At 60.1% G+C, this 23,129-nt stretch carries 20 protein-coding genes and 1 tRNA gene; 5 read left to right on the forward strand and 16 right to left on the reverse strand.

All coding sequences use genetic code 11. From position 1 onward, the window contains the following. Positions 1–471: 471 nt before the first annotated feature. Positions 472–1,899 (forward strand): S-methylmethionine permease, encoded by a 1,428-nt coding sequence (mmuP, locus tag ACK3SD_RS13625; protein ID WP_481125832.1) that lies wholly within the window; start codon positions 472–474, stop codon positions 1,897–1,899. After that, complete coding sequence (gene mmuM / locus ACK3SD_RS13630; RefSeq protein ID WP_481125833.1) at positions 1,889–2,824, forward strand: homocysteine S-methyltransferase; 936 nt, start codon at positions 1,889–1,891, stop codon at positions 2,822–2,824. The genes mmuP and mmuM overlap by 11 nt, the downstream gene beginning before the upstream one ends. Before the next feature lie 200 nt (positions 2,825–3,024). Here mmuM and ACK3SD_RS13635 read toward each other — a convergent pair whose 3' ends face one another. The 13 genes from ACK3SD_RS13635 to gpt form a co-directional block, all read right to left on the reverse strand. Further along, positions 3,025–4,113 carry a lysozyme inhibitor LprI family protein gene (locus ACK3SD_RS13635; RefSeq protein ID WP_481125834.1) on the reverse strand — a complete coding sequence of 363 codons (1,089 nt, stop codon included), beginning with the start codon at positions 4,111–4,113 and terminating at the stop codon, positions 3,025–3,027. A 50-nt stretch (positions 4,114–4,163) separates the two neighbouring features. Continuing rightward, entirely contained in the window at positions 4,164–4,442 is a 279-nt protein-coding gene (locus ACK3SD_RS13640) for a helix-turn-helix domain-containing protein (protein ID WP_481125835.1), read from the reverse strand. Positions 4,443–4,852: 410 nt separating this feature from the next. After that, complete coding sequence (locus ACK3SD_RS13645; RefSeq protein WP_481125836.1) at positions 4,853–5,326, reverse strand: nuclear transport factor 2 family protein; 474 nt, start codon at positions 5,324–5,326, stop codon at positions 4,853–4,855. 84 nt (positions 5,327–5,410) lie between these two features. Next, complete coding sequence (locus ACK3SD_RS13650) at positions 5,411–6,700, reverse strand: McrC family protein (protein ID WP_481125837.1); 1,290 nt, start codon at positions 6,698–6,700, stop codon at positions 5,411–5,413. Then, a complete protein-coding gene (locus ACK3SD_RS13655; protein ID WP_481125838.1) occupies positions 6,697–8,568 on the reverse strand; it encodes an AAA family ATPase in 1,872 nt (623 codons plus the stop codon). Before ACK3SD_RS13655 ends, ACK3SD_RS13650 begins: the two co-directional genes overlap by 4 nt. Before the next feature lie 117 nt (positions 8,569–8,685). Then, on the reverse strand, positions 8,686–9,651 hold the full coding sequence (locus ACK3SD_RS13660; protein ID WP_481125839.1) for a chemotaxis protein: 966 nt from the start codon (positions 9,649–9,651) through the stop codon (positions 8,686–8,688). Positions 9,652–10,410: 759 nt separating this feature from the next. Continuing rightward, on the reverse strand, positions 10,411–11,058 hold the full coding sequence (locus ACK3SD_RS13665) for a hypothetical protein (protein WP_481125840.1): 648 nt from the start codon (positions 11,056–11,058) through the stop codon (positions 10,411–10,413). 521 nt (positions 11,059–11,579) lie between these two features. Then, positions 11,580–11,655, reverse strand: a tRNA-Thr gene (locus ACK3SD_RS13670). Between the two features lie 205 nt (positions 11,656–11,860). Further along, positions 11,861–13,114: a glutamate-5-semialdehyde dehydrogenase gene (proA, locus tag ACK3SD_RS13675; RefSeq protein ID WP_137764084.1), complete on the reverse strand. Its 1,254-nt coding sequence runs from the start codon at positions 13,112–13,114 to the stop codon at positions 11,861–11,863. A 9-nt stretch (positions 13,115–13,123) separates the two neighbouring features. Beyond that, entirely contained in the window at positions 13,124–14,227 is a 1,104-nt protein-coding gene (gene proB, locus ACK3SD_RS13680) for a glutamate 5-kinase (protein ID WP_137764085.1), read from the reverse strand. A gap of 162 nt (positions 14,228–14,389) precedes the next feature. After that, entirely contained in the window at positions 14,390–14,791 is a 402-nt protein-coding gene (gene crl / locus ACK3SD_RS13685; RefSeq protein WP_137764086.1) for a sigma factor-binding protein Crl, read from the reverse strand. A gap of 56 nt (positions 14,792–14,847) precedes the next feature. Continuing rightward, complete coding sequence (gene frsA, locus ACK3SD_RS13690) at positions 14,848–16,098, reverse strand: esterase FrsA (protein ID WP_481125841.1); 1,251 nt, start codon at positions 16,096–16,098, stop codon at positions 14,848–14,850. Between the two features lie 146 nt (positions 16,099–16,244). Then, the gene (gpt, locus tag ACK3SD_RS13695; protein WP_137764088.1) at positions 16,245–16,703 is read right to left on the reverse strand and encodes a xanthine phosphoribosyltransferase; all 459 of its coding nucleotides are present in this window, start codon (positions 16,701–16,703) and stop codon (positions 16,245–16,247) included. Between the two features lie 290 nt (positions 16,704–16,993). Between gpt and pepD the strand changes: the two genes are divergently transcribed. Beyond that, complete coding sequence (gene pepD / locus ACK3SD_RS13700) at positions 16,994–18,454, forward strand: beta-Ala-His dipeptidase (protein ID WP_481125842.1); 1,461 nt, start codon at positions 16,994–16,996, stop codon at positions 18,452–18,454. 48 nt (positions 18,455–18,502) lie between these two features. Here pepD and dinB read toward each other — a convergent pair whose 3' ends face one another. Further along, the gene (gene dinB, locus ACK3SD_RS13705) at positions 18,503–19,573 is read right to left on the reverse strand and encodes a DNA polymerase IV (protein ID WP_481125843.1); all 1,071 of its coding nucleotides are present in this window, start codon (positions 19,571–19,573) and stop codon (positions 18,503–18,505) included. Between the two features lie 223 nt (positions 19,574–19,796). Here dinB and ACK3SD_RS13710 point away from each other — a divergent pair, with 223 nt between their 5' ends. Both ACK3SD_RS13710 and dpaA read left to right on the forward strand, forming a co-directional pair. Next, on the forward strand, positions 19,797–20,699 hold the full coding sequence (locus tag ACK3SD_RS13710; protein WP_481125844.1) for a glycerophosphodiester phosphodiesterase family protein: 903 nt from the start codon (positions 19,797–19,799) through the stop codon (positions 20,697–20,699). Positions 20,700–20,911: 212 nt separating this feature from the next. Beyond that, on the forward strand, positions 20,912–21,631 hold the full coding sequence (dpaA, locus tag ACK3SD_RS13715; protein WP_137764092.1) for a peptidoglycan meso-diaminopimelic acid protein amidase: 720 nt from the start codon (positions 20,912–20,914) through the stop codon (positions 21,629–21,631). Here dpaA and ACK3SD_RS13720 read toward each other — a convergent pair. Together ACK3SD_RS13720 and lpcA are read right to left on the reverse strand one after the other, a co-directional pair. Then, positions 21,602–22,369, reverse strand: coding sequence for a class II glutamine amidotransferase (locus ACK3SD_RS13720; protein ID WP_137764093.1), 768 nt, complete (start codon positions 22,367–22,369; stop codon positions 21,602–21,604). The two genes, dpaA and ACK3SD_RS13720, sit on opposite strands and share 30 nt — an antisense overlap. Before the next feature lie 26 nt (positions 22,370–22,395). Beyond that, positions 22,396–22,977, reverse strand: a complete 582-nt coding sequence (gene lpcA, locus ACK3SD_RS13725; RefSeq protein ID WP_137764094.1) for a D-sedoheptulose 7-phosphate isomerase — start codon at positions 22,975–22,977, stop codon at positions 22,396–22,398. Positions 22,978–23,129: the final 152 nt, after the last annotated feature.

Genomic DNA, 23,129 nt, shown 5'->3' on the forward strand with positions numbered 1-23,129 from the left:
GCTTAACCCATTTAAGAATTGCCTTAATATGAAATGATATTTTTTATCTTTTCCCTGCCAAAAAAGCGGGTGAAATAGTCATGAAACCCCAGTGAAAACCCTTATAAATCAATACAGTTCATTTAGGAGTGTGCGCGAAAATCCCATACTCTCGCTATCTCCTTCGCCTGCTAATAAAATAGCACCCCACTTTGCGTGAATTTCGGCGGCGGCTGTTTAATTGGCCTGTTTATTTCTATTATTTCTCAACTTCACCAGACGATTTTATTTGCGTGGCTACCAAGGCGTGTCGATTCATCGTTTTTTTGCACCCTTGGGTGGTGCCGTTGCGCAATCGTCACGCGGCAGAACCAGTAAGGGAGGGTGATAGCTGGCCATCAATACCCATGACGGGCTTAATATTGATTTCAGCAAGTGTAAAAGGTATAACTGCTCCCCACTTTAGAAGTTTAGACGTCTATACGGATAAGAATGAGCAGCCAATCCCCACGCACTGCCGGCCAAGAGGGCCAGCTCCAGCGCACCATGAAAGCCCGCCATTTGGTGATGCTCTCGTTGGGTGGCGTTATCGGCACCGGATTGTTTTTCAATACCGGCTATATCATCTCCACCACCGGCGCGCCCGGTACGCTGCTGGCCTACCTGATTGGCGCGCTGGTGGTCTATCTGGTGATGCTCAGCCTCGGCGAGCTGTCGGTGGCGATGCCGGAGACCGGCGCGTTCCACCTCTATGCCGCCCGCTACCTTAGCCCGGCCACCGGCTACACCGTGGCGTGGCTCTACTGGCTCACCTGGACGGTGGCGCTCGGCTCCAGCCTGACGGCTGCTGGCTTCTGTATGCAATACTGGTTCCCGTCGGTGCCGGTGTGGATCTGGTGTTTGCTGTTCTGCCTCACCATCTTCCTGATGAACGTCATCACCACACGGGTGTTTGCCGAGGGGGAGTTCTGGTTCTCGCTGATCAAGGTAGTGACCATTCTGGCCTTCATCATCCTTGGCGCCGGGGCGATGGTCGGGCTGGTGCCGATGGGCGATGGCACGCCGCCGCCCTTCCTGCACAACCTGACGGCTGGCGGCTGGCTGCCACACGGCGGGCTGCCGATTTTGATGACCATGGTGGCGGTCAACTTCGCCTTCTCCGGCACTGAGCTGATTGGCATCGCCGCTGGCGAGACTGACCAGCCGCAGAAAGTGGTGCCGATGGCGATCCGTACCACGGTGGCGCGGCTGGTGATCTTCTTCCTTGGCTCGGTATTTGTGCTGGCGGCGCTGATTCCGATGGATCAGGCCGGGATTGTCAAAAGCCCGTTTGTGGCGGTGTTTGAGAAGATTGGCATCCCCTACGCGGCAGACATCTTTAACTTCGTGATCCTGACCGCCATCCTGTCGGCGGCCAACTCCGGGCTGTACGCCTCCGGGCGGATGCTCTGGTCGCTGGCCAATGAGCGCACGCTGCCGCGCGCCTTTGCCCGCGTCAACCGCCGCGGCATCCCGATGAATGCCCTGCTGATCAGCATGGTCGGCGGCCTGCTGGCGCTGCTCTCCAGCGTGATCGCGCCGGACACGGTGTTCGTGGCGCTGTCCGCCATCTCTGGCTTTGCGGTGGTGGCGGTGTGGCTGAGCATCTGCGCCTCGCACTATGTGTTCCGCCGCCGTTATCTGGCCGAGGGCAACCGCCTGGAGGCGCTGCCCTACCGCGCGCCCTGGTATCCGGTGACGCCGATTCTCGGCTTTGTGCTCTGCCTGCTGGCCTGCGTCGGGCTGGCATTTGATCCGTCGCAGCGCATCGCGCTCTATTGCGGGCTGCCGTTTGTTGTGCTCTGCTACCTGGCCTATCACCTGACACAACGTCTGGCGACCCCACCCTCTGCCGAACCAGGAGAAACCCATGCCGGTTGAAAATCCGATTGCCCGCCATCTGGCGCAGCACCGCTGCCTGATCCTTGACGGGGCGCTTGCCACCGAACTGGAGGCGCGCGGCTGCGACCTGGCCGATCCGCTCTGGTCAGCCAAGGTGCTGATGGAGAACCCGGCGCTGATCCAGCAGGTGCATCTGGACTACTTCCGTGCCGGCGCGCAGTGCGCGATCACCGCCAGCTACCAAGCGACGCCGCAGGGCTTTGCGCCGCGCGGGCTGGACGAGGCGCAGTCGCGGGCGCTGATTGGCAGGAGCGTGGCGCTGGCCCAACAGGCGCGCAGTGACTATCTGGCGGAGCATCCGGAGAGCGGCGCGCTGCTGGTGGCTGGCTCCGTCGGCCCCTACGGCGCCTATCTGGCGGATGGCTCTGAGTACCGGGGCGACTACGCGCTGCCACAGGAGGCAATGATGGCCTTCCACCGCCCGCGCATTGAGGCGTTGGCGGCGGCGGGCGTGGATCTGCTGGCCTGCGAGACGCTGCCCTCCTTCGCCGAGTTGCAGGCACTGGTGGCGCTGCTGGCGGAGTTCCCGACGCTGGGCGCATGGTTCTCCTTTACCCTGCGCGACAGCGACCACCTCAGCGACGGCACGCCGCTGACCGAGGTGGCGGCGCTGATCAACGCCACCCCGCAGGCGCTGGCGCTGGGCATCAACTGCATCGCGCTGGATCAGGTGACGCCAGCGCTCCAGTCCCTCAGTCCGCTGACCGACAAGCCGCTGCTGGTCTACCCCAACTCCGGCGAGCAGTATGACGCGGTGCACAAGCGCTGGCACAGCTGCGCCCACGCCAGCCAGCTGGCGGATCACCTGCCCGACTGGATGGCCCTCGGCGCGCGCCTGATTGGCGGCTGCTGCCGTACCACCCCACAGGATATCGCCGCCCTCGCCGGCCGCGCCCCGTTATAACCGTCAGCGCCCCTCGGGGCGCTTATTTCCCGCCCGCCTCTTTGCTTATTTTTCCGTCCCCTGGCGCGCAATCGAAATAAACCCTTTACGATGTCAGTTCATTCTACCCGCTATTTCAGTGGCCGCTTCAGGCAAAAAAATAATGCGCTGCCCGCCATCCTTGCGGGGCGGCGGGCATGGTCATGGGATCAGTCTCAGAATTATTCGTGCGGCAAAAAGGCGCGCAGCTCTTTGCTGCGTTGGCGGGTCAACAGGGTGAGCAGACTTTCTGGTTTGACTGCCGGGTATTTTTGCGCGGCGAAGGCCAGCCAGGCATCGCGATAGTGCAACCAGCGGCGCTGGGTATCACGGATGCCGCTTTTAGTGACGGTCATGGAGGGCAGATGATCCGCCCCCTCGCCCGGCGTAGGCGCTATCGCCATCACCAACCGGTAGACGCGGTTAAGCTCGGCGTCCGCGGCCTGATAGTGGCGCGCCGAGGCCACCGGCAACGACTGGTGCTCCAGCGCGTGTAGCAGCTGGTCAAATTGCTGCAACAGATGCTGGCGCTGCTCTACCTGGAAAGCGGCGCGCGCGGTGCCAGAGAGATCGACCTCATGATCCGCGCTGGCATTGGCGTACTCCTGCAGCGCCTGTTGCAGCGGTTGCAGCGCCTGCCGATCGGCCGTGCGCCAGTGGGCGATAAGGGCCGTGGTCTGGGCGTGGCGCTTGCCCTCGCTGATGCGCGCCTCATGGGCGGTGCAGACCCCCATGTTGTAGCCGCTGGTGATGTTGTCACAGAAGCTGAAGCTGTCGCCGTTCCACTTTTTGGCGGCCAGCATCTGGAGGGTGCGCGGGCGGTCATCATTCTCCGCTGGCGCGCCCTCCAGCGTGCAGGCCAGTGCGGTCGCCAGATCCAAGTCACGCGCGGCACCACGGCCATTGGCGTAGATCTCCATCAGCAACGAGATGCCGTGGAATGCCTGATTCTCACCTCGCTGCGCCTCCAGCAGGGCGCACTGGCGCGCCTGTACCGGATCGGCGGGTGTCATGATGCCGTAGTAGAGCGCCTCGGCGTCGCAGCCCGTCAGGCGCGCGGCGGTGGCGGCATCGGGCCAGTCCTGCGCCGGCGGCTGCCGGTCACGCAGGCGGTTGCAGAGCGCCCTGGACTGCGCGTAAGTGGCGCCCTGGCCGCTGCCATCCTGCCCATCTGCCCAGTTCCAGCCGGTGCCGAGGGTGGGCGCCGCCTGAAGGAACGAGGGCAGTAGGGTGAGCAGGGCTAACAGCACCGGGCGGGAGAGTCCTTTCATTGTGTCTTTCCTGGGAGAACATCAGAGAGTGTTGAGCTTAGACCGCTTTCCTATAAAACGCCCGGCCCTCCCTGATGAAGGGAGCAACGCTGCCAATAGTCGAGGATGGCATCCGCCAGATCGTTCTCCTGGGCATAGAAATAGGCCAACGGCAGGCCGAGCGCCCCGGCAATGCGCATTGCCGTGGCCTGATCGGGCTGGTGTTTGCCCTTCTCATACTGGTTCATCCGGGCGCTGGAGGACGCCTCATCCAATCCGGCCAAAATGCCGAGTTTATATTGGGTCAGGCCGGCACGTAGCCGCGCTTCTTTTAATCGTTTAACCACCATGCTTAATTTCCTGGCTTAAATGACTAAGATACTCTTAGTTTTTTCGCAAGATAGAAGGCATTTACCCGCATTACGGGTAAATTTACCCGTTAAATAATACTCCTTAACGCCAACTTGGTACGACAAATAGTGTGCAACCAGCATAAATGACGGATGCCCGCTCATAAATAGCGCGTTTGGCTCTTATTTTGGATGTTTCTGAATGTTTCGGCGATTATGCGCACATCACCGTCAGCTGGCGGTTAATTTCACGTGCCACAGGGTAAGCCATTTATATTTCAGTTATTTTAAAGCCGCTCCCCCGCGGATTATTCGCACCTTTCCCAGCTGGCAGCCCTATTATTCCCACCAACGGCTAAATGGTGGGAAATAACGTGCTACTGGCGCGCGTGGTATAATTGCCAGGCGATTTATAACCCGAGCGCGGAGAGTCCCGGATGGTCAACCGGGCGGCAAGTGCCCTCCTCCCAGTGGAACTTACGCTCCGCCTCAGCGATCGCCAGATCGTTGATTGAGGCATGGCGTGTCTCCATCAAGCCATTGGCATCAAACTGCCAGTTTTCATTGCCATAGGCGCGGAACCACTGCCCGGCCTGATCCTGCCACTCATAGGCAAAGCGCACCGCAATGCGGTTTTCGCTGTACGCCCAGATCTCTTTGATCAGCCGGTAGTGGCGCTCGCGCTGCCATTTACGGGTAAGGAACGCCTCGATCTCTGCCCGTCCGGTGACGAACTCATCGCGGTTGCGCCAGCGTGACTGCTCGGTGTAGGCCAGCGCGACCCGCCGCGGGTCGCGGCTGTTCCAGGCATCTTCCGCCGCCCTCACCTTCAGGATGGCACTCTCAAGGGTAAAGGGCGGCAGCGGTGGACGTTGTGATGACATAACACTCTCCTGATCGGGATCAAAAGAGTGTTGTACCGGGTATTGGGGCGGGAGGGAACCGGTGGGCGACACTGCGCCGCCTGTTTAGTGATCGCGCAACGGCAGTTGGGTCAGGTTGTGGTGCAGCAACTGGCCGTGGGGCGGCGCGGTCAGGTCAAAGGGCAGCACCCACAGGCGCAGCGTGTCGCTCATCTCAAACGGGGCCAACGGCGTGGTGAAGCGGCTCCAGCGCGGGTAGATCAGCGCCATCTCGCCCTTGCCGCCCAGGTAGGTTTGCCCATAGACAAACAGCTGGTAGAAATCCGCCTCGCTGAGGCCATATTTGCGCCGGCGATCGTCGGCGTCGATGCGCTTCCATTTGGCATCCAGCACCCAGGCGCGTTCTCCCTCGCGCAGCAACAGATCCGGCCGCAGTTGGAACAGCGAATGCGTCTCCTGGCGGCACAAGAAGTGGCTGCGCGCCTGGGCGGTGAGGCTGACGCCCGGTGCCAGCCCCTGTTGGAGCGCGCGCTCCACGCTGCGCTCAAACAGCCGCTCCATCGGAAAGAGCATACTGATGCCGCGCCACGCGCCCTGCAACGCCAGCGGCATCTGCCGGTAGAGCACCAGTTCGCACCAGGGTTTGGCGACCTGGTAGTGCGCCAGCAGGCGATCGTTGCGCCAGCGCTGGAAATCCCCCTCAATGTCGCGGCTAGCGGGGATCTCCATCAGCATCGTGCGCAGCTCTTGCGCCAGCCGCCAGTTGGCCGGTTGCTGCGTCTCTTTTGCCACCCGCTCCAGCGCCGTTTTCAGCAAGCGGTTTTCGGCGCGATCCGGCAAGAAGAGGTCATGGCGGATGTTGAACAGGTGCGCCCGCCCCGGCGGCTGGCGCATCTGCCGTACCCTATCCAGTTGTCCGCGCAGGAAGCGCTCGCACCCCTCCACCCGCTGGTAATCCGAACGGATGCCCCGCTTCACCAGGTGCTCCAGCGCCGCTAAAAATTGCGCCATCACCCACTCGTTCACCGGCATGTCAAAGCGCTCCAGCGAGGCCATGCCCGCCTCGCGCGGGGTGATCTCCAGGGAGGCGGCGATCAGCCGTTGCAGCAGGCGGCGGCTCTCGTTGGCGTCCTCCGCCTCATCAAAGGTTTTCGGCAAGATCTCCAGCCGCGTGCCACAGGGCGTCTCCACCACGCCGACGTAGTTATCCAGATGCAGCGTGCGGCGATCCTCCAGCTCCGCCAGCGCCGGCGCATGGCTGGTGCGGTAGCGCTGGCTGATGCGGCAGATCCAGTCAAAGGCCGAGGGCGGGATGTGGGCGCGATCGAGCGTCGGCACGCTGACCGGCTCGGTGGTGAGCCGGGCGTACTCCCGCACCGTGATGGTCGGCGTCACACCGCGCCGCCTGCGGGGCCAAGGATGCCAGCGTAGGCTTCCACCTGCCTAAAGGCTGCGTCGTTAAGCTCCCAACGCCCCTGCCCGTTCAGCGGCACCTCCTCACCAAAGAGCTGGCTGAGATCGTTGGCCGGCTGGCGGATAAAGCGCAGCGCCTCGGGTTTGCGGTGGTCATTCAGCACCCACTGGATGCGCTGCCAGTCCTCAAAGAAGTACTCCTGCAACAGCGGCACGATCTGCTGCTGGAACAGCTGGGCCAGCAGCGGCAGCGCCGGCTGCGCGCGCAACGGCATAAAGTAGGCGTGGCCGAGGCAGTGGTCGCGATCGAGCAGCACCTCGATGCGCTGGTTCATCACCCGCAGCAGCGCGCCGACGTCCACGCCCTCGACGGTGACGCCATCCAGCAACTCGGGACGCGGCGGCATCTCCTTGAAGGTGAAACGTCGGCGCAGCGCCATGTCCAGCCCGGCCAGCGAGCGGTCGGCGGTGTTCATGGTGCCGATCAGGTAGACATTGTTCGGCACGCTGAACGGCGTTTTTGAGTAGGGCAGCACCACCGAGAGCGCCTCCGCCTCGCCGGCACGTTTTGATGGCTCGATCAGCGTAATCAGCTCGCCGAAGATGCGGGAGATGTTGCCACGGTTGATCTCATCGATGATCAGCACGCGCGCGTCATTCACCGGCGCTTCTGGCAGTAGCGGCAGGTTGCCCGGCTGGCCGCCAAGCAAAAACTCCACCAGGTGCGCGATGACATTGTTGTAGCCATGCACCACATACGGCTCCAGTTGCGAGTCGGTGACGCGCTCAAAGATCTTCTTGTCACGGATGTCCTGCACCGTGATCTCCCCCTGGCGGATGTGCTCGCACAGGGTATTCAGCATTCTCAGGCTGAAGGTGATGAGGTTGCCGTTGGGCTTGCACAGCTCCACCATCTCCGGCGTCGCTTGCACCACCCGGTAGTTGGAGGAGAAGACCTGCCCCACGGTAAAGGTAGCTTGGGCGCTGCCCTGGCCGAGCAGCGACAGCAGTTTCTCAGGGTTGAGCGTGGGCGCGCGCAGCTCGTACAGCGTCATCTGGCTGAACTGGTTGTTTGCCAGCTCCGTGTAGGGCAGCGAGGGCTGGTATTGGCGCAGCCACTTCACCGGGCGCTGTTGCGCATAACCATCCAGGTACTCGCTATGCGGCTGGTAGCGGTAATCGCCGCTGATCTCCCCAATGGCCCTGACCTTGAAGTTGCCGTCGCTCACCACCACCAGATCGCCGATTTTCATGCGGTTGATAAAGGTCATCACGCTGGTGACCGCGTAGTCATAAGCGCTGCTGACCGCTACCCCGCGGTCAGCGAAGCGCTGCTCGATCTCCGCACGGGTCTGGCAGCCGGTAAAGTCGATGTTGCCGCCATACCCCAGCAGCGCGTAGCCGCCCGCCAGGCACTCATCATAGATGCCAGCATCACTGCCGAGCGTGTTGCCAAGGGACATCTTCCAGATCTTGCGGCCCGCGAGGGTCACTGGCGCGGGCGCTTGCAGCACCACCTTGGTGGCAGCCGTTTCGCACAGGCTCTTGAAGACGCCATCCACCACTTCGTAGCGCAGTTGCTGCGTCTCTTCATCGCTCTCCGCCCGCAGCCCCTCAACAAAATCCTCATAGCTAAAACTCTGGTGGAAGGTCACAAAACGGATCTTCCCCTCGGCCACCAGATCATCGAAGCGCCTTTTGATCGCCTCACGATCCTGCTCATGCGCCGCCAAAAACTCGGCATCAAGTATCCTGAGCGCCTCATTGAGCGTGGTGTAAGTTTTGCCGGTGCCGGGCGGCCCGTAGAAGATTTGGTTTACATCAGGGGATGAGGCGGTTGGGTGTTCCATCGCAGAGAAGCTCCATAGTAAGACGCAGAGATGAGTATCCCCACTTTATCAGTCACCGTAAAATTATCGATTGTTTATATGCGGGGCGATGCCTCTCGCCCCAGCACAGGGCGGGTCTTAGCCCTCCACCTGCTCCAGCACCTGGTGGATGACGCTGGAGAGTTCGTTGATTTCGAACTTTGCCACGTAGCCGTTGGCACCGACCTTGCGCACGTGCTCCTCGTTGGCGCTGCCGGAGAGCGAGGAGTGGATCACCACCGGGATGCGTTTGAGCGTGGGATCCAGCTTGATATTGCGCGTCAGGGTGAAGCCATCCATCTCCGGCATCTCCAGGTCGGTGAGTACCAACCCGATTTTGTCGGTGAGCGGCACCCCTTCCGCCTGCGCCTGCTGCGCCATCAGCTTGATCTTCTCCCAGGCCTCCAGCCCAGTGGTGTGCATCAGCGCCGGGATGCCGATGCCCTTCAGCCCCTGATCCAGCATGGAGCGCGCCACCTTGGAGTCCTCCGCGACGATGGCGACCGCACCGGGCTTCATCTTGAAGGGGCGCGCCTTGATCTCATCCGCCTGCACGCTGCGCACCGTCGGGATGATGTCATAGAGGATCTGCTCGACGTCGAGCACCAGCGCCAGATCGCCGCCATGCTCATCGCTGTTGAGGCGGGCGATGCTGGTGATGTTGCGGTTGCTGACGCCGGCGTCCGCCGCATGTACCTGGCTCCAGTCGAGGCGCACGATGTTATCCACCGCCTCCACCGCGAACGCCTGGGTGCTGCGCGCATACTCGGTCACCAACAGCAAATTCAGCCCAGTGGAGGGCGTACAGCCCGCCACCGCCGGCAGGTCAATCACCGGGATAATCTGGTCACGGATTCTTGCAACGCCGAGCAGCGGCGACTTCATGCCTGCCGCCTTGGTGATGGTCGGCATCGGCACGATTTCGCGCAGCTTGAAGACATTTATGCCAAACAGCTCCGCCTTGCCGTCCGTGACGTCATTGCCCAGCCGGAACAGCAGCAGCTCGAACTTATTGGAGAGTGCGAGGTTAGCCCGCTCATCGATATCTTTTTGAAAATTATCCATCTTTACCCCTGAGTATGAGTTATGTAATTAACAAGGCGAGTGGAGTGATGAGCTAAAGGGCCACCTGCCCTTCCCGCATTCGCGCGCCTGCATTACGCACAAGAGTTATCGGCAGAGCGGGGGGAAAGTGTAGGTGCGGGGGGTGAAGATGGGATTTTAGGTTTGGGGGGATTCGGAGTGAGAGCAATAAAGAGAGGTTTAGTAGAATGATTTGATTTATAAATTGGAGGCTGGTGCAGTTACTAAAACATGTTTCTATATGACTTTACAGCAAGCGAAGAGTGTTTTCTTTAAGCGAAGAATGGAAATTGAGACATGATAATTTGAAAATTAAGTTGCATGTTGTTTGGAAGAATACTGCTGTAGAAGGGAGGAGGAATAGTAATCAATCACAATGGCTACATTAGCCTGTCAAAACATCATGAAATGCAGCCTACGTTCTCATGCGTGACTGAAGATATTGTGGCACAGCTAAGCACCTGCTTTCCTGAACTGAGACATAACCTATATATATAGAAGCGTGGCCGAAGGTAGGGCAAAGGCAGAACAATTTGTTCTCGATATGACAATTATTTTCAAGCGTTAACTTAATCAGGTCAAAAAATTTCAACTCGCTGTTTTTGTTAAGCAAAACGCATTGAAAGAAATCTCAATATTTACGCACTCTATTATGTTAGAAAAACCGTCTTTGGAATGTAGTAATCATCATAGATGATACAACCAGCCATGATTGAAAATTGCACATAATTTTTACGCTTATCAGTTTTTTAATTTCGCTTGAAGCCCCGCTATTTCTTGATCGATAGTTTCAATTCCTTTATCGACAACTTCCTTAACCTCTGCATCAATCTTGATAATTTCTTTTGTATAATTCACCATTATTTTTTCCTGCTCAATAAATAATCTTTCATATAATTCTTTATTTCTATTATTATCAGCCATGTCAAAAACAATTCTACTGTAATCTACAATAAGCTGGTTGTTTGTTTTAAAAGTTTGAATTAGCGACCGAATATAAGTATAAATGCTAATTATTGAACCCATTGATGTATCATTTAAATTTGCAATGACCCTTGCATTTTGTTCGTAGAAGGTGAAATTATCATCCCCAATAAGGAAGGTAATAGGCAGAAACTCACCTGGGCCGATATCATCAAGATGGGACCGCATCCTTTCATTGTAGAGTTTCATCAGGGTAACAACTTCTCTTTTAATTCCCTGTAACACTGACAACTGCAACTCAAGCGAGTTCCTTTCTGCTTGTTTTCGATTAATCCTGGCGTTAAGGTTAACCCCCCCTAGAGTAAAGATTCCCCCAGTGACTGCCCCAATGAACGCAGGAATAAAAGATGATAACCACTCAGGATGACTATTTAAAAAATCAATAACACCGTTTAAAATTGACATGTTGATAACATCTCAAAATAAAATTTAAAATACATCCATATACAGGCTTAACAAAACATAAACTATCAAATTTAGTATAGAAAATCACCTGATTTTTTTACTAATATACATAGGCATTAAAAAGAAAAATAAAACCCGTCATTTATTATTCACATTAATTAATGATGATCATTAATTTTCATAATAAAGACATTCTGCATAAATAAAATTGTTTGGTCATTCAGTACGTACAATTTCCGCCTTTGGTACATAACTAACTGTCACTTATTCATCATCCAACTTTTATAAGGATATAATATTTTTTCAGATTAGAATAACAGGTCAGAAATACATTGGCGAGATCTGTTGAGATTTATTGGTGATATCTACACAAGGCCAAACAGTATATCCGCCCAAAAATACCCCCAATGACATGTAGATTTTGGGCTTTGTTAGTAGACGTTGGGATACTAGCAGGAGCGCTACAAGGCAGAGTATAAGGGGCTCTTGTGGACTTTAGTAGACGTCAAAAGATGCTTGATTGGTGCCGATAATAGGAGTCGAACCTACGACCTTCGCATTACGAATGCGCTGCTCTACCAACTGAGCTATATCGGCGTTGAGAGGTGCTGCCGGGGGACTACGGAGTGACAAATTATTGAAAAGCGCGCGGCAAGTCAAGAGGGTGAGCGTCGGCGGGTGATTTTATCGCCAATTTGGGACGCGCGCGGGGAAACGTGCTCGGTAAGGGCGTTACGCATTGATTTGATGAATGAAAAATCGCGAATGATAGAATCCCCGCGCCGGGGCGCGGGGGGAGGCATCAGGCGCGGATGAGGTCGTCGCCGTAGCCGATCCATTTGTAGGTGGTGAGCGCTTCCAGACCCATGGGGCCGCGGGCGTGCAGCTTCTGGGTGCTGACGGCCACTTCCGCGCCAAGGCCAAACTGGCCGCCGTCGGTGAAGCGGGTGCTGGCGTTGACGTAGACCGCGGACGAGTCCACCTCGCGCACAAAACGCTCGGCGTTGCTGATGGAGCGCGTCAGGATGGCGTCGGAGTGGGCGGTGCCGTAAGCGCGGATGTGCTCCACCGCCGCTTCCAGGCCAGTGACCAGCGTGACGTTGAGGTCGTTGGAGAGCCACTCATCCTCGTAATCCTGCGGGGTGACCGGCACCACGGCGGCCGGGCCATCTTGCAGCAGGCGCAGCGCCTCCGGGCTGGCGTGCAGCGTGACGCCAGCGTCGGCCATGCGGCGGCTCAGCGCCGGCAGGAAGGTGCTGGCGATCGCCTCGTGCACCAGCAGCGTCTCCAGGCTGTTACAGGCGCTCGGGCGCTGCACCTTGGCGCTCTCAATCACCGTCAGTGCTTTCTCCACGTCGATGCTCTCATCAGCGAAAATGTGGCACACGCCAATGCCGCCGGTAATGACGGGAATGGTCGAGTGCTCGCGGCACAGCTTATGCAGCGACGCCCCGCCGCGTGGGATCAGCATGTCCACATAGCGGTCGAGGCGCAGTAGCGCATTGACCAGCGCGCGGTCTGGGTTATCGATCGCCTGCACCGCCGCGGCCGGTAGGCCACAGCGCTCCAGTGCGCGCTGGATGACGCTCACCGTCGCCTGATTGGTGAGGTGCGTCTCCTTGCCGCCGCGCAGGATCACCGCGTTGCCGGTCTTCAGGCAGAGCGAGGCGACGTCCACGGTCACGTTCGGGCGCGCCTCATAGATCACACCGACCACGCCGAGCGGCACGCGGCGGCGCTCCAGCTTCAGGCCATTGTCCAGCAGGCTGCCGTCAATCACCTGCCCCACCGGGTCGTGCAACTTGCTGACCTGCCGCACGTCGTTGGCGATCGCCGCCAGACGCGCTGGCGTCAGTTGCAGGCGATCGAGCAGCGCCTCGCCCATGCCCGCTGCGCGGGCGGCGGCGACGTCCTGCTCATTGGCGCTGAGGATAATCTCACCCTCAGCCTCCAGCATGTCGGCCATCACCAACAGCGCCTGGTTCTTCTTCGCCGTGCTCAACACGGCCAACTGGTAGGAGGCCTGTTTCGCGGCCTGCCCCATCTGCTCCAGCATGGCAACTCCTTAGCTAACAATCATATCGTCACGGTGAACCGCCACCGGACCGTACTCATAACCAAGGATATCGCTGATCTGCTGCGAGTGATACCCGGCAATCATCCGCATCGCATCACTGTTGTAACGGCTGACGCCGTGGGCCAGGTCGCGGCCCGCCAGATTGCGGATGCGAATCACCTCGCCGCGCGAGAAGTTGCCCTTCACCTCGCGGATGCCTTTCGGCAGCAGCGAACTGCCGCGCTCCAGCATCGCGGCGACCGCGCCGTCGTCAATGGTGATCTCCCCGGCTGGCGGCGCGCCGAAGATCCAGCGCTTGCGGCTCTCCAGCGGCGTCTCCAGCGCGTGGAAACGGGTGCCGACCGAGTTGCCCGCGATCACGTCTGCCACCACGTCCGGGCGGCTGCCAGCGGCAATGATCACATCCACGCCAGCGCGGCAGGCGACGTCGGCGGCCTGCAATTTGGTGGCCATGCCGCCAGTGCCAAGGCCCGAAACGCTGTCACCGGCGATGCCGCGCAGCGCGTCATCAATGCCGGTCACTTCGCGGATCAGCTCCGCCTCAGGGTTCTTGCGCGGGTCAGCGGTGAACAGCCCCGGCTGGTCGGTCAGCAACAGTAGTTTGTCGGCCCCGCCAAGGATCGCCGCCAACGCCGAGAGGTTGTCGTTATCGCCTACCTTGATCTCCGCGGTAGCGACGGCGTCGTTCTCGTTGATGATCGGCACGATGTGGTTATCCAGCAGCGCGCGCAGGGTGTCGCGGGCGTTGAGGAAGCGCTCACGGTCTTCCAGATCGGCGCGGGTTAGCAGCATCTGGCCGACGTGGATGCCATAAATGGAGAAAAGCTGCTCCCACAGCTGGATCAGGCGGCTCTGCCCTACCGCCGCCAGCAACTGCTTGGAGGCGATGGTGGCGGGCAGTTCAGGGTAGCCCAGGTGCTCACGGCCAGCGGCAATCGCGCCGGAGGTGACGATGATGATGCGGTGCCCGGCGGCGTGTTGCCGGGCGCACTGGCGCACCAGCTCCACAATGTGGGCGCGATTAAGGCGGCGCGATCCGCCGGTGAGCACACTGGTGCCCAGTTTTACAACCAAAGTCTGGCTGCCACTCATAATTACTCTGCCATAGCAAATGAATAGGGAGGTGGCCACGGGGCCATCAGAGGGATCTTTGTAACAGGAGAGAGGCGGGTTGCCAACGGGGGGACATAAAATAAAAGGGCCGCCCAGCAGGGCGGCGCGCAGGCCCGGCGGCCTGGAAGCGCCACCGGGGGATCAGGCAGAGAGTTTGACTGGCTCGTCCGTGAAGTGATCGGCAGGCTCCAGCGCCAGGTTCATCTCGCCCAGCATGGCCGCCAGACGTTGGTGAAAATCGCGCAACGTGGTTTCCAATTTCTCCTGCACTTCCGGATCTTTGATCTTTTGGGCCGTCCACTCGCCCTCTTTATCAAACAGGCCAAACTGGTAAACATAGGTATAACGCGTGGCCTCGTCCTGTAGCTCAATCCACCAGCCCCAGAACTCACGTTTTTCCGGCGCCGGCTTGACGTTGACACACACCGCCAGACAATCAAAAAAGAACTGATTATTCTGGCACTTCCCTTCACGCAGATAGGGGCCCAGGGCCGCGAAACGCTTCATGAGACGGCTTTTTGGGTGTCCGCTTGGTAATGTCATCTTCTACCTCCTTATGGCGACGATCCTTTTTAACAAACCGCGCGGAAATAGCAACTCTATTCACACATTTTACCCTGCAACCAGTCACACGCTTCATTCAGCGCCCGGTCAAAGCTGCGATAGACCGGTTTGCGGCCAATCTCCAGCAGTTTGCCGCTGCGTGAGGAGGAGGCGATCAGGCGCGACTCCTCTTTCGGGCTGAACGTTTCATGCGCCCAGTAGCCGGAGAGCATCGGCGTCGGGCAGTGGCGGCCGAGCAGCCCTTGGGTCTTCAGCGAGTAGCGCCCCATCTCGATGCGCAGCGCGGCGTCGGAGGCGTTGCTCATGCCCATCCGGCTGGCGAGCACATCCATGTACATGTCAGGCGCGGCCTCCTGGCAGGCGCGGTTGCTCATCAACTCATGCACCAGCGGCCCAAGGCAGGCGACGGCGCGCAACCGGCGCGACTCCAGGTAGCCCAGCCGCACCGCGACGTTGGCCCCGAAGCGGAAGCCGAACAGCGAGACGCGGGTGTGATCCACCCACGGCACTTTGTCGAGTTGCGCCAGCACCTGCTGATGCAGGAAGCTGGTGTCCTGCGTCAGTTTCCAGCGGGAGGAGAAGCCGATCGAGGGCATGTCGATGGTCAGCATTGCGATGCCGCGCGGCGCCAGATAGTCGCTGAACAGCCGGTAGTGGTCGCTCTGTAACATATCCAGCCCGCCGCAGATCAGCACCGTCGGGAACGGCGCTTGCCCCTGCGCAGGCTGGTGCAGGAAACCGGTGATGGGCGCGCCGCCGGGGATGGCAAACTCCAACTCCTTCAGCTGGTAGGGCAGATGGTGGGCCGCCTCCTGATAGGCGCGGTTGGCCAGCACTTCCGCCTGCTCCGCCAACTCGTCGCCCTTGAGGTGCGGGTAGGCGGCGATGTTGTAGTAGTTGGCCGCCATCAGCCACAGCTTACCGCGCTCCGCCGGATCCTGGCTCTCCAGCGCCCGCTGCTGCCACAGCATCGCCTGATGCGACCACTCATAGATCCAGTTGCCGTTGCGGTAGCCGACCACGGTATCGAGCAGCCGCTCGTCGGTGCGCTCGGCATCCGAGGCGGCGATGCGCGCCAGCACCTGCTGCATCTCCAGCGCGTCGATGCCGCGCCAGATCCACATCAGCCGGTTGATCATGCGATACCAGCGTGGGCCGGCCTGCCCGTCGAGGGCGGACTGGAGCGGTTGCGCGGTTGGGTGGTGCACCCGTTTGACCAGCGTGGAGGTCTCAGGGTGCTTGAAGCGGGGTTTGAACAGGATTTCCGAAAGATTGGCTTGGGTCATCAACAGCCTCCATGATGCTGCGGGCGCAAATGCGGCCGGACATAATGCCAAAGTGTACCAAAGAACCTGGTAAAGGGGGCGGGTGAGGTCAAGGCAGGGGCAGAAACAGCACGCCCGGCTGATGCCGGGCGTGTGGGGGAAGGCGCTTAACGACCGCCGATTGGCTCGACGAAGGTCACAGCCATGTCCCAAGGTTGCTCAATCCAGGTGTCCTGCGGGATGTCGACCACGTAGTCGTCCACCAGCGGGCGACCAGCCGGCTTGGCAAAGATGGTGACGAAGTGGGCTTTCGGGTACATCTCACGGATCGCCTTGGCGGTGCCACCGGTGTCCACCAGGTCATCAATCACGATAAAGCCTTCACCGTCGCCCTCAGCGCGCTTGAGCACATGCAGGTCGCGCTGGTTGTCGTGGTCATAGCTGGAGATGCAGACGGTGTCGACGTGGCGAATACCCAGTTCACGCGCCAGCAGCGCCGCCGGCACCAGCCCGCCGCGGCTGACCGCGATGATGCCCTGCCACTTATCGGCAGGAAGCAGACGGTGTGCCAGTTTACGGGCCTGCATTTGCAACATGTCCCAAGTTACGACGTATTTTTCGCTCATAAAATCGTGTCCCAGCCAGCTGTGGATTGGCTTAAAAATATTCAGGGGGAAAAAGGTTGCGCGAGATTATAGAGAGGCGGCCGGATAAAAACCAGCGGCAATCCAAAAAAGCCCCGGCTTTTTGCTGCCCCGCCACGCGCACGGCGCGGGGGAAAGTGATATTCTCCCTGTTTCCGCCATCGCGTTATGGCGCTGTATTCTCAACCTTAACACCGCGGCCTCCCTGTTCCCCTGCCCTGCCGCCGGCGCGGCGGGGGCCAATCCGGGGATGCTGCCACAGGAGACTCACTGTGTCTGAACTGTCGCAACTCTCGCCACAACCGCTGTGGGACATCTTTGCCCGCATCTGCGCCATCCCGCACCCCTCATTCCACGAAGAGGCGCTGGCGCAGGACATCATGGCCTGGGCCAACGAGAAAGGGATCCATGCGGAGCGCGATCAGGTAGGCAACATCCTGCTGCGCAAACCGGCCAAGCCGGGCATGGAAGACCGCAAGCCGGTCGTGTTGCAGGCGCACCTGGACATGGTGCCGCAGAAGAACAATGACACCGTGCATGACTTCACCAAAGACCCGATCCAGCCCTACGTGGATGGCGAGTGGGTCAAAGCGCGCGGCACCACGCTGGGCGCGGACAACGGCATCGGCATGGCCTCAGCGCTGGCGGTGCTGGCGGATGAGGGCGTGGCGCACGGCCCGCTGGAAGTGCTGCTGACCATGACCGAGGAGACCGGCATGGATGGCGCGTTTGGCCTCCAGCCGAACTGGTTGCAGGGCGAGATCCTGATCAACACCGACTCCGAGGAGGAGGGTGAGATCTACATGGGTTGCGCCGGTGGCATTGACTTCACCACCACCCTGACGCTGCAACGCGAGGCGCTGGCCAGCGGCTACAGCGTGCTGAAGCTGGCGATCAAGGGGCTGAAGGGCGGCCACTCTGGCGCGGATATCCACCACGGCCTCGGCAACGCCAACAAGCTGCTGGCGCGCTTCCTGTTTGAGCACGCCGCGGCGCTCGGCCTGCGTGTGCTCGACCTGAACGGCGGCACCCTGCGCAACGCCATCCCGCGTGAAGCCTTCGCCACCCTGGCGGTGCCGGCGGTCAACGTGGATGCGCTGAAATCGCTGGTGAGCGAGTATCAGGCGACGCTGCAAAATGAACTGTCAGCGAAAGAGAAGAAGCTGGTGGTGCAGCTGGAAGAGAGCGAGAGCAGCGCGCTGGCGCTGGACAAAGCGAGCCAGGAGCGTCTGCTGGCGCTGCTGAACGCCACACCGAACGGCGTGATCCGCATGAGCGACGCGGTGCCGGGCGTGGTTGAGACCTCGCTGAACCTCGGCGTGGTGACCATGAACGCTGACGAAGTGGTGGTGAATTGCCTGATCCGTTCGCTGATCGACAGCGGCAAGGATGATGTGGTCGGCATCCTGACCGCGCTCGGCCAGCTGGCTGGGGCCACCACCGCGCCGAAGGGCGGCTACCCTGGCTGGCAGCCAGACCCGCACTCGCCAGTGATGCAACTGGTGCGTGAGACCTACCACTCGCTGTTTGGCAAAACGCCGAACATCCAGGTGATCCACGCGGGCCTCGAGTGCGGCCTGTTCAAGAAGCCTTACCCGGAGATGGACATGGTCTCCATCGGGCCGACCATCACTGGCCCGCACTCCCCGGATGAGCAGGTGCACATCGGCAGCGTCGGCCTCTACTGGCAGCTGCTGACCGCCCTGCTGAAGGCGATTCCGGCGAAGGCGTAACGTCCCCCCTCCCCTCAGGCGAAGCTGCGGCTTCGCCTTTTTTTTGCCCTAGCCGCCCTCGTCCCACGGCAGTAGCAGTTGCCGCTCCAGTTGCGGATCCAGCAGCGTCACATGCAGCCCCACCAGCCGCACCCCGCGCCCGGCGCGCCGCTGCTCCCACGCCTGCTGCGCCACCGAGAGCAGATCCGGCAAATTCAGCGACGGCCAGACGTGCTCCTGCGTGGTCTGCTGGAAGTCGTGGAACTTCAGCTTCACCCCCTGGCGCGCAATCTGCAAATCGGGCCGTACCCGCCGCAGCCGCGTCTCCAGCTCCGGGTAGAGCCGCTCGCGGATCAGCGCCTCGCACGCCTCCCACTGGTGGATATCATTCGCCAGCGTGGTTTCGACCCCCACCGACTTGCGCAGGCGATCGGCGGAGACGTCGCGCTCATCAATGCCGTGGCTGCGCTCCCACAGCGCGTGGCCAAATTTGCCAAAGCGCTTGAGCAGCTCCGCCAGGTCATAGCGCTGCACGTCGGCGCAGGTCACCAGCCCCAGCTCCTCCAGCTTCGCCGCCGTCACCTTGCCGACGCCGGGGATCTTCTTGAGCGGCAGCGTCTGCAAAAAGGTCGCCACCCCGGCTGGCGGAATGACGTACTGGCCGTTGGGCTTGTTGAGGTCAGAGGCGATTTTAGCCAGAAACTTCACCGGCGCGATGCCAGCGGAGGCGGTGAGTTGCAGCTCCTGCTCGATGGACTGGCGGATCTCCTGGGCAATCAGGGTGGCCGAGCCACGGCACTGCGGGGAGTCAGTGACGTCCAGATAGGCCTCATCCAAGGAGAGCGGCTCAATCAGCGGCGTGTAGCGGGCGAAGATGCCACGGATATGCTCGGAGGTCTCCTTGTAGACCGCCATCCGGCCCGGCACCACTTTCAGGTGCGGGCAGAGTTTCAGCGCCATCGCAGTGGACATCGCGCTGTGCACGCCATATTTGCGCGCCGGGTAGTTGGCAGTGCTGATTACCCCACGCCGGTCAGAGCTGCCGCCGATGGCGATCGGGATGTCGCGCAGGCTCGGGTCGTCACGCATCTCAACCGCCGCGTAGAAGCAGTCCATATCGACATGAATGATTTTGCGCATAATCCCTCCCTGTATAAGTATACAGGCGCAGGCAGCCCCGGCTCAACCCATCGGCCGAAAAGCATGGATGCGATGGATGATTTGGGTAAAGCCCATTGCTGTCATATATATGTCATTGAAAAACGGTAGATTATTTGGCTTTTATTGCCAAGGCGTGGCGTAATCATGGCGGCGCGCCCGGCAACCGGGCGCTTCCCTCTACTTAAGGATGAAGGACAGGATCATGACCACACCCAAACTCATGTTGTTGGCCGCCTCACTGTTAATTGGCGCGTCTGTCGCTGGCGCGGCGGACGCCCCACCGGCACAAGGCCAGCGGCCCCAGTTGATCGCCCACCGCGGCGGCACCGGCGACGCGCCGGAAAACACCTTTGCCGCCATTGATCTGGCACGGAAAAATGGCGCGGAGGCCATCTGGATCACGGTGCAACTCGCCAAGGATGGGGTGCCGGTGCTCTACCGTCCCTCCGATCTCAGTGCCCTGACCCCGGCCAGTGGCCCGGTTTCGGCGCACACGGCGGCGGAGCTGGCGCAGGTGGACGCCGGTTGGGCCTTTGGCAAGGGCGAAACGCACCCGTGGCGCGGCAAGGGGGTGGGCATCCCGACGCTGGCGGCCACCCTGTTCCGCTACCCGGATCTCTTCTTCTATATTGACCTCAAATCCCCGGACGCTGAGCCGGCCGCGCTGGCTGGCGCACTGGCGGCGGTGCTGCATGAGAGCAACAGCCTGACGCGCACCCGCGTCTACAGCACTGACAGCCGCTATCTGGCCGCCCTGCCGCCAGAGGTGGCGCGCTTTGCGAGCCGCGACCTGACGCGCACCGTGCTGGCGAACGTCACGATGGCGCACCAGTGCACCCTACCGGCCACGCCAGCGGACGAGCGCTGGTATGGGCTGGAGCTGAAACGCAAGGTCGAGGTGGTGGAGAAGTACACCCTTGGCGAGGCGCGCTCCGCTTCTACGCTGGTCTGGGACAACGAGGCGATGGCGTGCTTCCGCCGTCAGGGCGCGGCGCACATCATCCTGTTTGGCGTCAATACGCCGGAGGAGTACCAGCAGGCGCAGGCGCTCGGTGCGGATGGCGTACTGGTTGACTCGCCTGCCACCCTCGCGCCCCGCACCTGACTTTTTGCTATTGCTGTTATTTTGAGCGGCCACCACTCGGTGGCCGCGCTATTTTTCTATTAATCGCGATCGGCCACAAAAATAGTATTTATGCCCCATTGCTAATTATTTAATCACCATTAAGATGGGGCTGCCTCCCACATTGGGTCAGGCAGTGCCAATGCCGGGGCGTTCGCCTTCGGCAGTTCAACATTTATAAAGCAGGAATGATAATGGGCAAAATCGCGCTGATGCTTGCGATGTTTCTCTGTTTGCCTTGGGTCACCCCCAGCTCCGCCAGTGAGTTGGTGCCCGTTAAGCAAAATATTAAACAGCAATTATTGGGTACACCGGTCTATATTCAAATTTTCAAAGAGGAGCGCCTGCTGGAGTTATACGGCAAGATGGGCAATGAGTACCGTCTGCTGGGCGCCTATCGCATCTGTAATTTCTCGGGTGGGCTGGGGCCGAAACGGCGTGAAGGGGATTTCAAAAGCCCGGAGGGGTTCTACAGCGTTGACATCCGCCACCTGAAGCCAGACAGCCGTTTCTATCGCGCCATCAATATTGGCTACCCGAACGCCTATGACCGGGCGCAGGGCTACTCTGGTAACTACTTGATGATCCACGGCGATTGCCGTTCGATTGGCTGCTACGCGATGACCAACGCCTACATGGATGAGATCTTCACCTATGTCCAGGCCGCGCTGCACTATGGCCAGGTGAAGGTGGATATCGCCATCTACCCGTTCCGCATGACGGACGCCAACCTGCAACGCCACCGCTTCTCCACCTACTACAACTTCTGGCGCGGCCTGCAACCGGGCTACCGCTACTTCAACGAGAAGCACCTGCCGCCGACCATCACGGTCGATAATGGTCAGTACGTGGTGCACCCGGCGATTATCGGCACGCAGAACATCTCAGAGTATGCGTTCACCGAGACAAAATAGCGCGAACTCACCTGGCGCAATCTTGTGCCAGGTTTCGTTGCCGGTCAGCGGCTGGGTGGCGATCACCGTCACCACATCATTTGGCGTGGTCTGCTGCTGAAAATCGATCTCCACATCCTGATCCAGCAACGTCGCCTTGCCAAAGGGCGCGCGGCGCGTGATCCAGTGCAGGTTGGTGGAGCAGTAGGCCATCACGAAGCGCCCATCCGACAGCAGCATATTGAACACCCCCTTCTGCCGTAGCTGATCCGCCAGCGTCGCGATATAGCGGAACACTGCGGGCCAGTTGCCGGGGGTGCGCGGGTAGCGCTGCGTCAGTTGGTGCAGCAGCCAGCAGAAGGCGTGCTCGCTGTCCGTCTGGCCAATCGGCCGCAGCGTCCCGCTCTCCAGCTGGCGATGCCCCTTGAGCTGGCCGTTGTGGGCGAACGTCCAGTTGCGCCCCCACAGCTCACGGGTGAAGGGGTGGGTATTCTCCAGCGCCACCTCGCCCCGGTTGGCCTGACGGATGTGGGAGACCACGGCGCAGGATTTGATCGGGTACTCCTGCACCAGTCGGGCAATCGGGGAGTTGTAGCTCGGCTGCGGATCCTTGAAGGTACGGCAGCCCAGCCCCTCATAAAAGGTGATGCCCCAGCCATCCTTGTGCGGGCCAGTGCGGCCGCCGCGCTGCACCAGCCCGGTAAAGCTGAAGCAGATATCCGTGGGCACATTGGCACTCATCCCGAGCAGTTCACACATCGCCTCTCCTCCCCTGCGTTGGCCTGTTAGCCGCGCACCATCTCTTTCTCAATCAACTGGATCAGGATGTGGATCACCTTGATGTGGATCTCCTGAATGCGGTCGGCATAGCCAAAGTGCGGCACGCGGATCTCGACATCGGCGCTGCCGGCCATCTGGCCGCCATCCTTGCCGGTCAGGGTGATGACCTTCATCCCCTTGGCGCGCGCCGCCGCCACCGCCTTGATGACGTTGCCGGAGTTGCCGGAGGTGGAGATGCCAAGCAGCACGTCGCCGCTTTGGCCGACCGCCTCAATAAAGCGGGAGAAGACGAAATCGTAGCCGAAATCGTTGCTGACGCAGGAGAGGTGGCTGACATCGGAGATGGCAATCGCCGGGTAGCCGGGGCGGTTTTCGCGGTAGCGGCCGGTCAGCTCCTCGGCGAAGTGCATGGCGTCGCAGTGGGAGCCGCCGTTGCCGCAGGAGAGCACCTTGCCGCCGGACTTAAAGGCGTCCGCCAGCAGCACCGCCGCCTGTTGGATGGCCGCGAGATTGGCCTCATCACTGAGAAATTTGTTCAAAGTTTCAGCAGCTTCGTTCAGTTCACTACGGATCAAATCCTGGTACATGACAGCCTCTTGGTAGCCGGTGGGCATGAAAATTCTTCCGCTGTGCAGTGTAGCGGATTGCCCCATAAGCGAGAAGCGTTGTCACAGGCTGCCGGGGCTTTTCGCCACGCGTACGGCCGGAATGTGAGCCATGTTGTAAATAGCATGTAAAC

This window comes from Chimaeribacter sp. YP20170169 (assembly GCF_056739715.1).

Excerpts from the sequence above, each read along its gene's own strand:
- proA (WP_137764084.1), bottom strand. The coding sequence starts at position 13,114 with ATGCTGGAGCAGATGGGGCAGGCCGCGAAACAGGCCTCCTACCAGTTG.
- ACK3SD_RS13710 (WP_481125844.1), top strand. The coding sequence starts at position 19,797 with ATGACCACACCCAAACTCATGTTGTTGGCCGCCTCACTGTTAATTGGC.
- ACK3SD_RS13645 (WP_481125836.1), bottom strand. The coding sequence starts at position 5,326 with ATGTCATCACAACGTCCACCGCTGCCGCCCTTTACCCTTGAGAGTGCC.
- gpt (WP_137764088.1), bottom strand. The coding sequence starts at position 16,703 with ATGAGCGAAAAATACGTCGTAACTTGGGACATGTTGCAAATGCAGGCC.
- crl (WP_137764086.1), bottom strand. The coding sequence starts at position 14,791 with ATGACATTACCAAGCGGACACCCAAAAAGCCGTCTCATGAAGCGTTTC.
- dpaA (WP_137764092.1), top strand. The coding sequence starts at position 20,912 with ATGGGCAAAATCGCGCTGATGCTTGCGATGTTTCTCTGTTTGCCTTGG.
- ACK3SD_RS13665 (WP_481125840.1), bottom strand. The coding sequence starts at position 11,058 with ATGTCAATTTTAAACGGTGTTATTGATTTTTTAAATAGTCATCCTGAG.
- mmuP (WP_481125832.1), top strand. The coding sequence starts at position 472 with ATGAGCAGCCAATCCCCACGCACTGCCGGCCAAGAGGGCCAGCTCCAG.
- ACK3SD_RS13655 (WP_481125838.1), bottom strand. The coding sequence starts at position 8,568 with ATGGAACACCCAACCGCCTCATCCCCTGATGTAAACCAAATCTTCTAC.
- lpcA (WP_137764094.1), bottom strand. The coding sequence starts at position 22,977 with ATGTACCAGGATTTGATCCGTAGTGAACTGAACGAAGCTGCTGAAACT.
- ACK3SD_RS13660 (WP_481125839.1), bottom strand. The coding sequence starts at position 9,651 with ATGGATAATTTTCAAAAAGATATCGATGAGCGGGCTAACCTCGCACTC.
- ACK3SD_RS13635 (WP_481125834.1), bottom strand. The coding sequence starts at position 4,113 with ATGAAAGGACTCTCCCGCCCGGTGCTGTTAGCCCTGCTCACCCTACTG.
- mmuM (WP_481125833.1), top strand. The coding sequence starts at position 1,889 with ATGCCGGTTGAAAATCCGATTGCCCGCCATCTGGCGCAGCACCGCTGC.
- dinB (WP_481125843.1), bottom strand. The coding sequence starts at position 19,573 with ATGCGCAAAATCATTCATGTCGATATGGACTGCTTCTACGCGGCGGTT.
- ACK3SD_RS13720 (WP_137764093.1), bottom strand. The coding sequence starts at position 22,369 with ATGTGTGAACTGCTCGGGATGAGTGCCAATGTGCCCACGGATATCTGC.
- frsA (WP_481125841.1), bottom strand. The coding sequence starts at position 16,098 with ATGACCCAAGCCAATCTTTCGGAAATCCTGTTCAAACCCCGCTTCAAG.
- proB (WP_137764085.1), bottom strand. The coding sequence starts at position 14,227 with ATGAGTGGCAGCCAGACTTTGGTTGTAAAACTGGGCACCAGTGTGCTC.
- ACK3SD_RS13640 (WP_481125835.1), bottom strand. The coding sequence starts at position 4,442 with ATGGTGGTTAAACGATTAAAAGAAGCGCGGCTACGTGCCGGCCTGACC.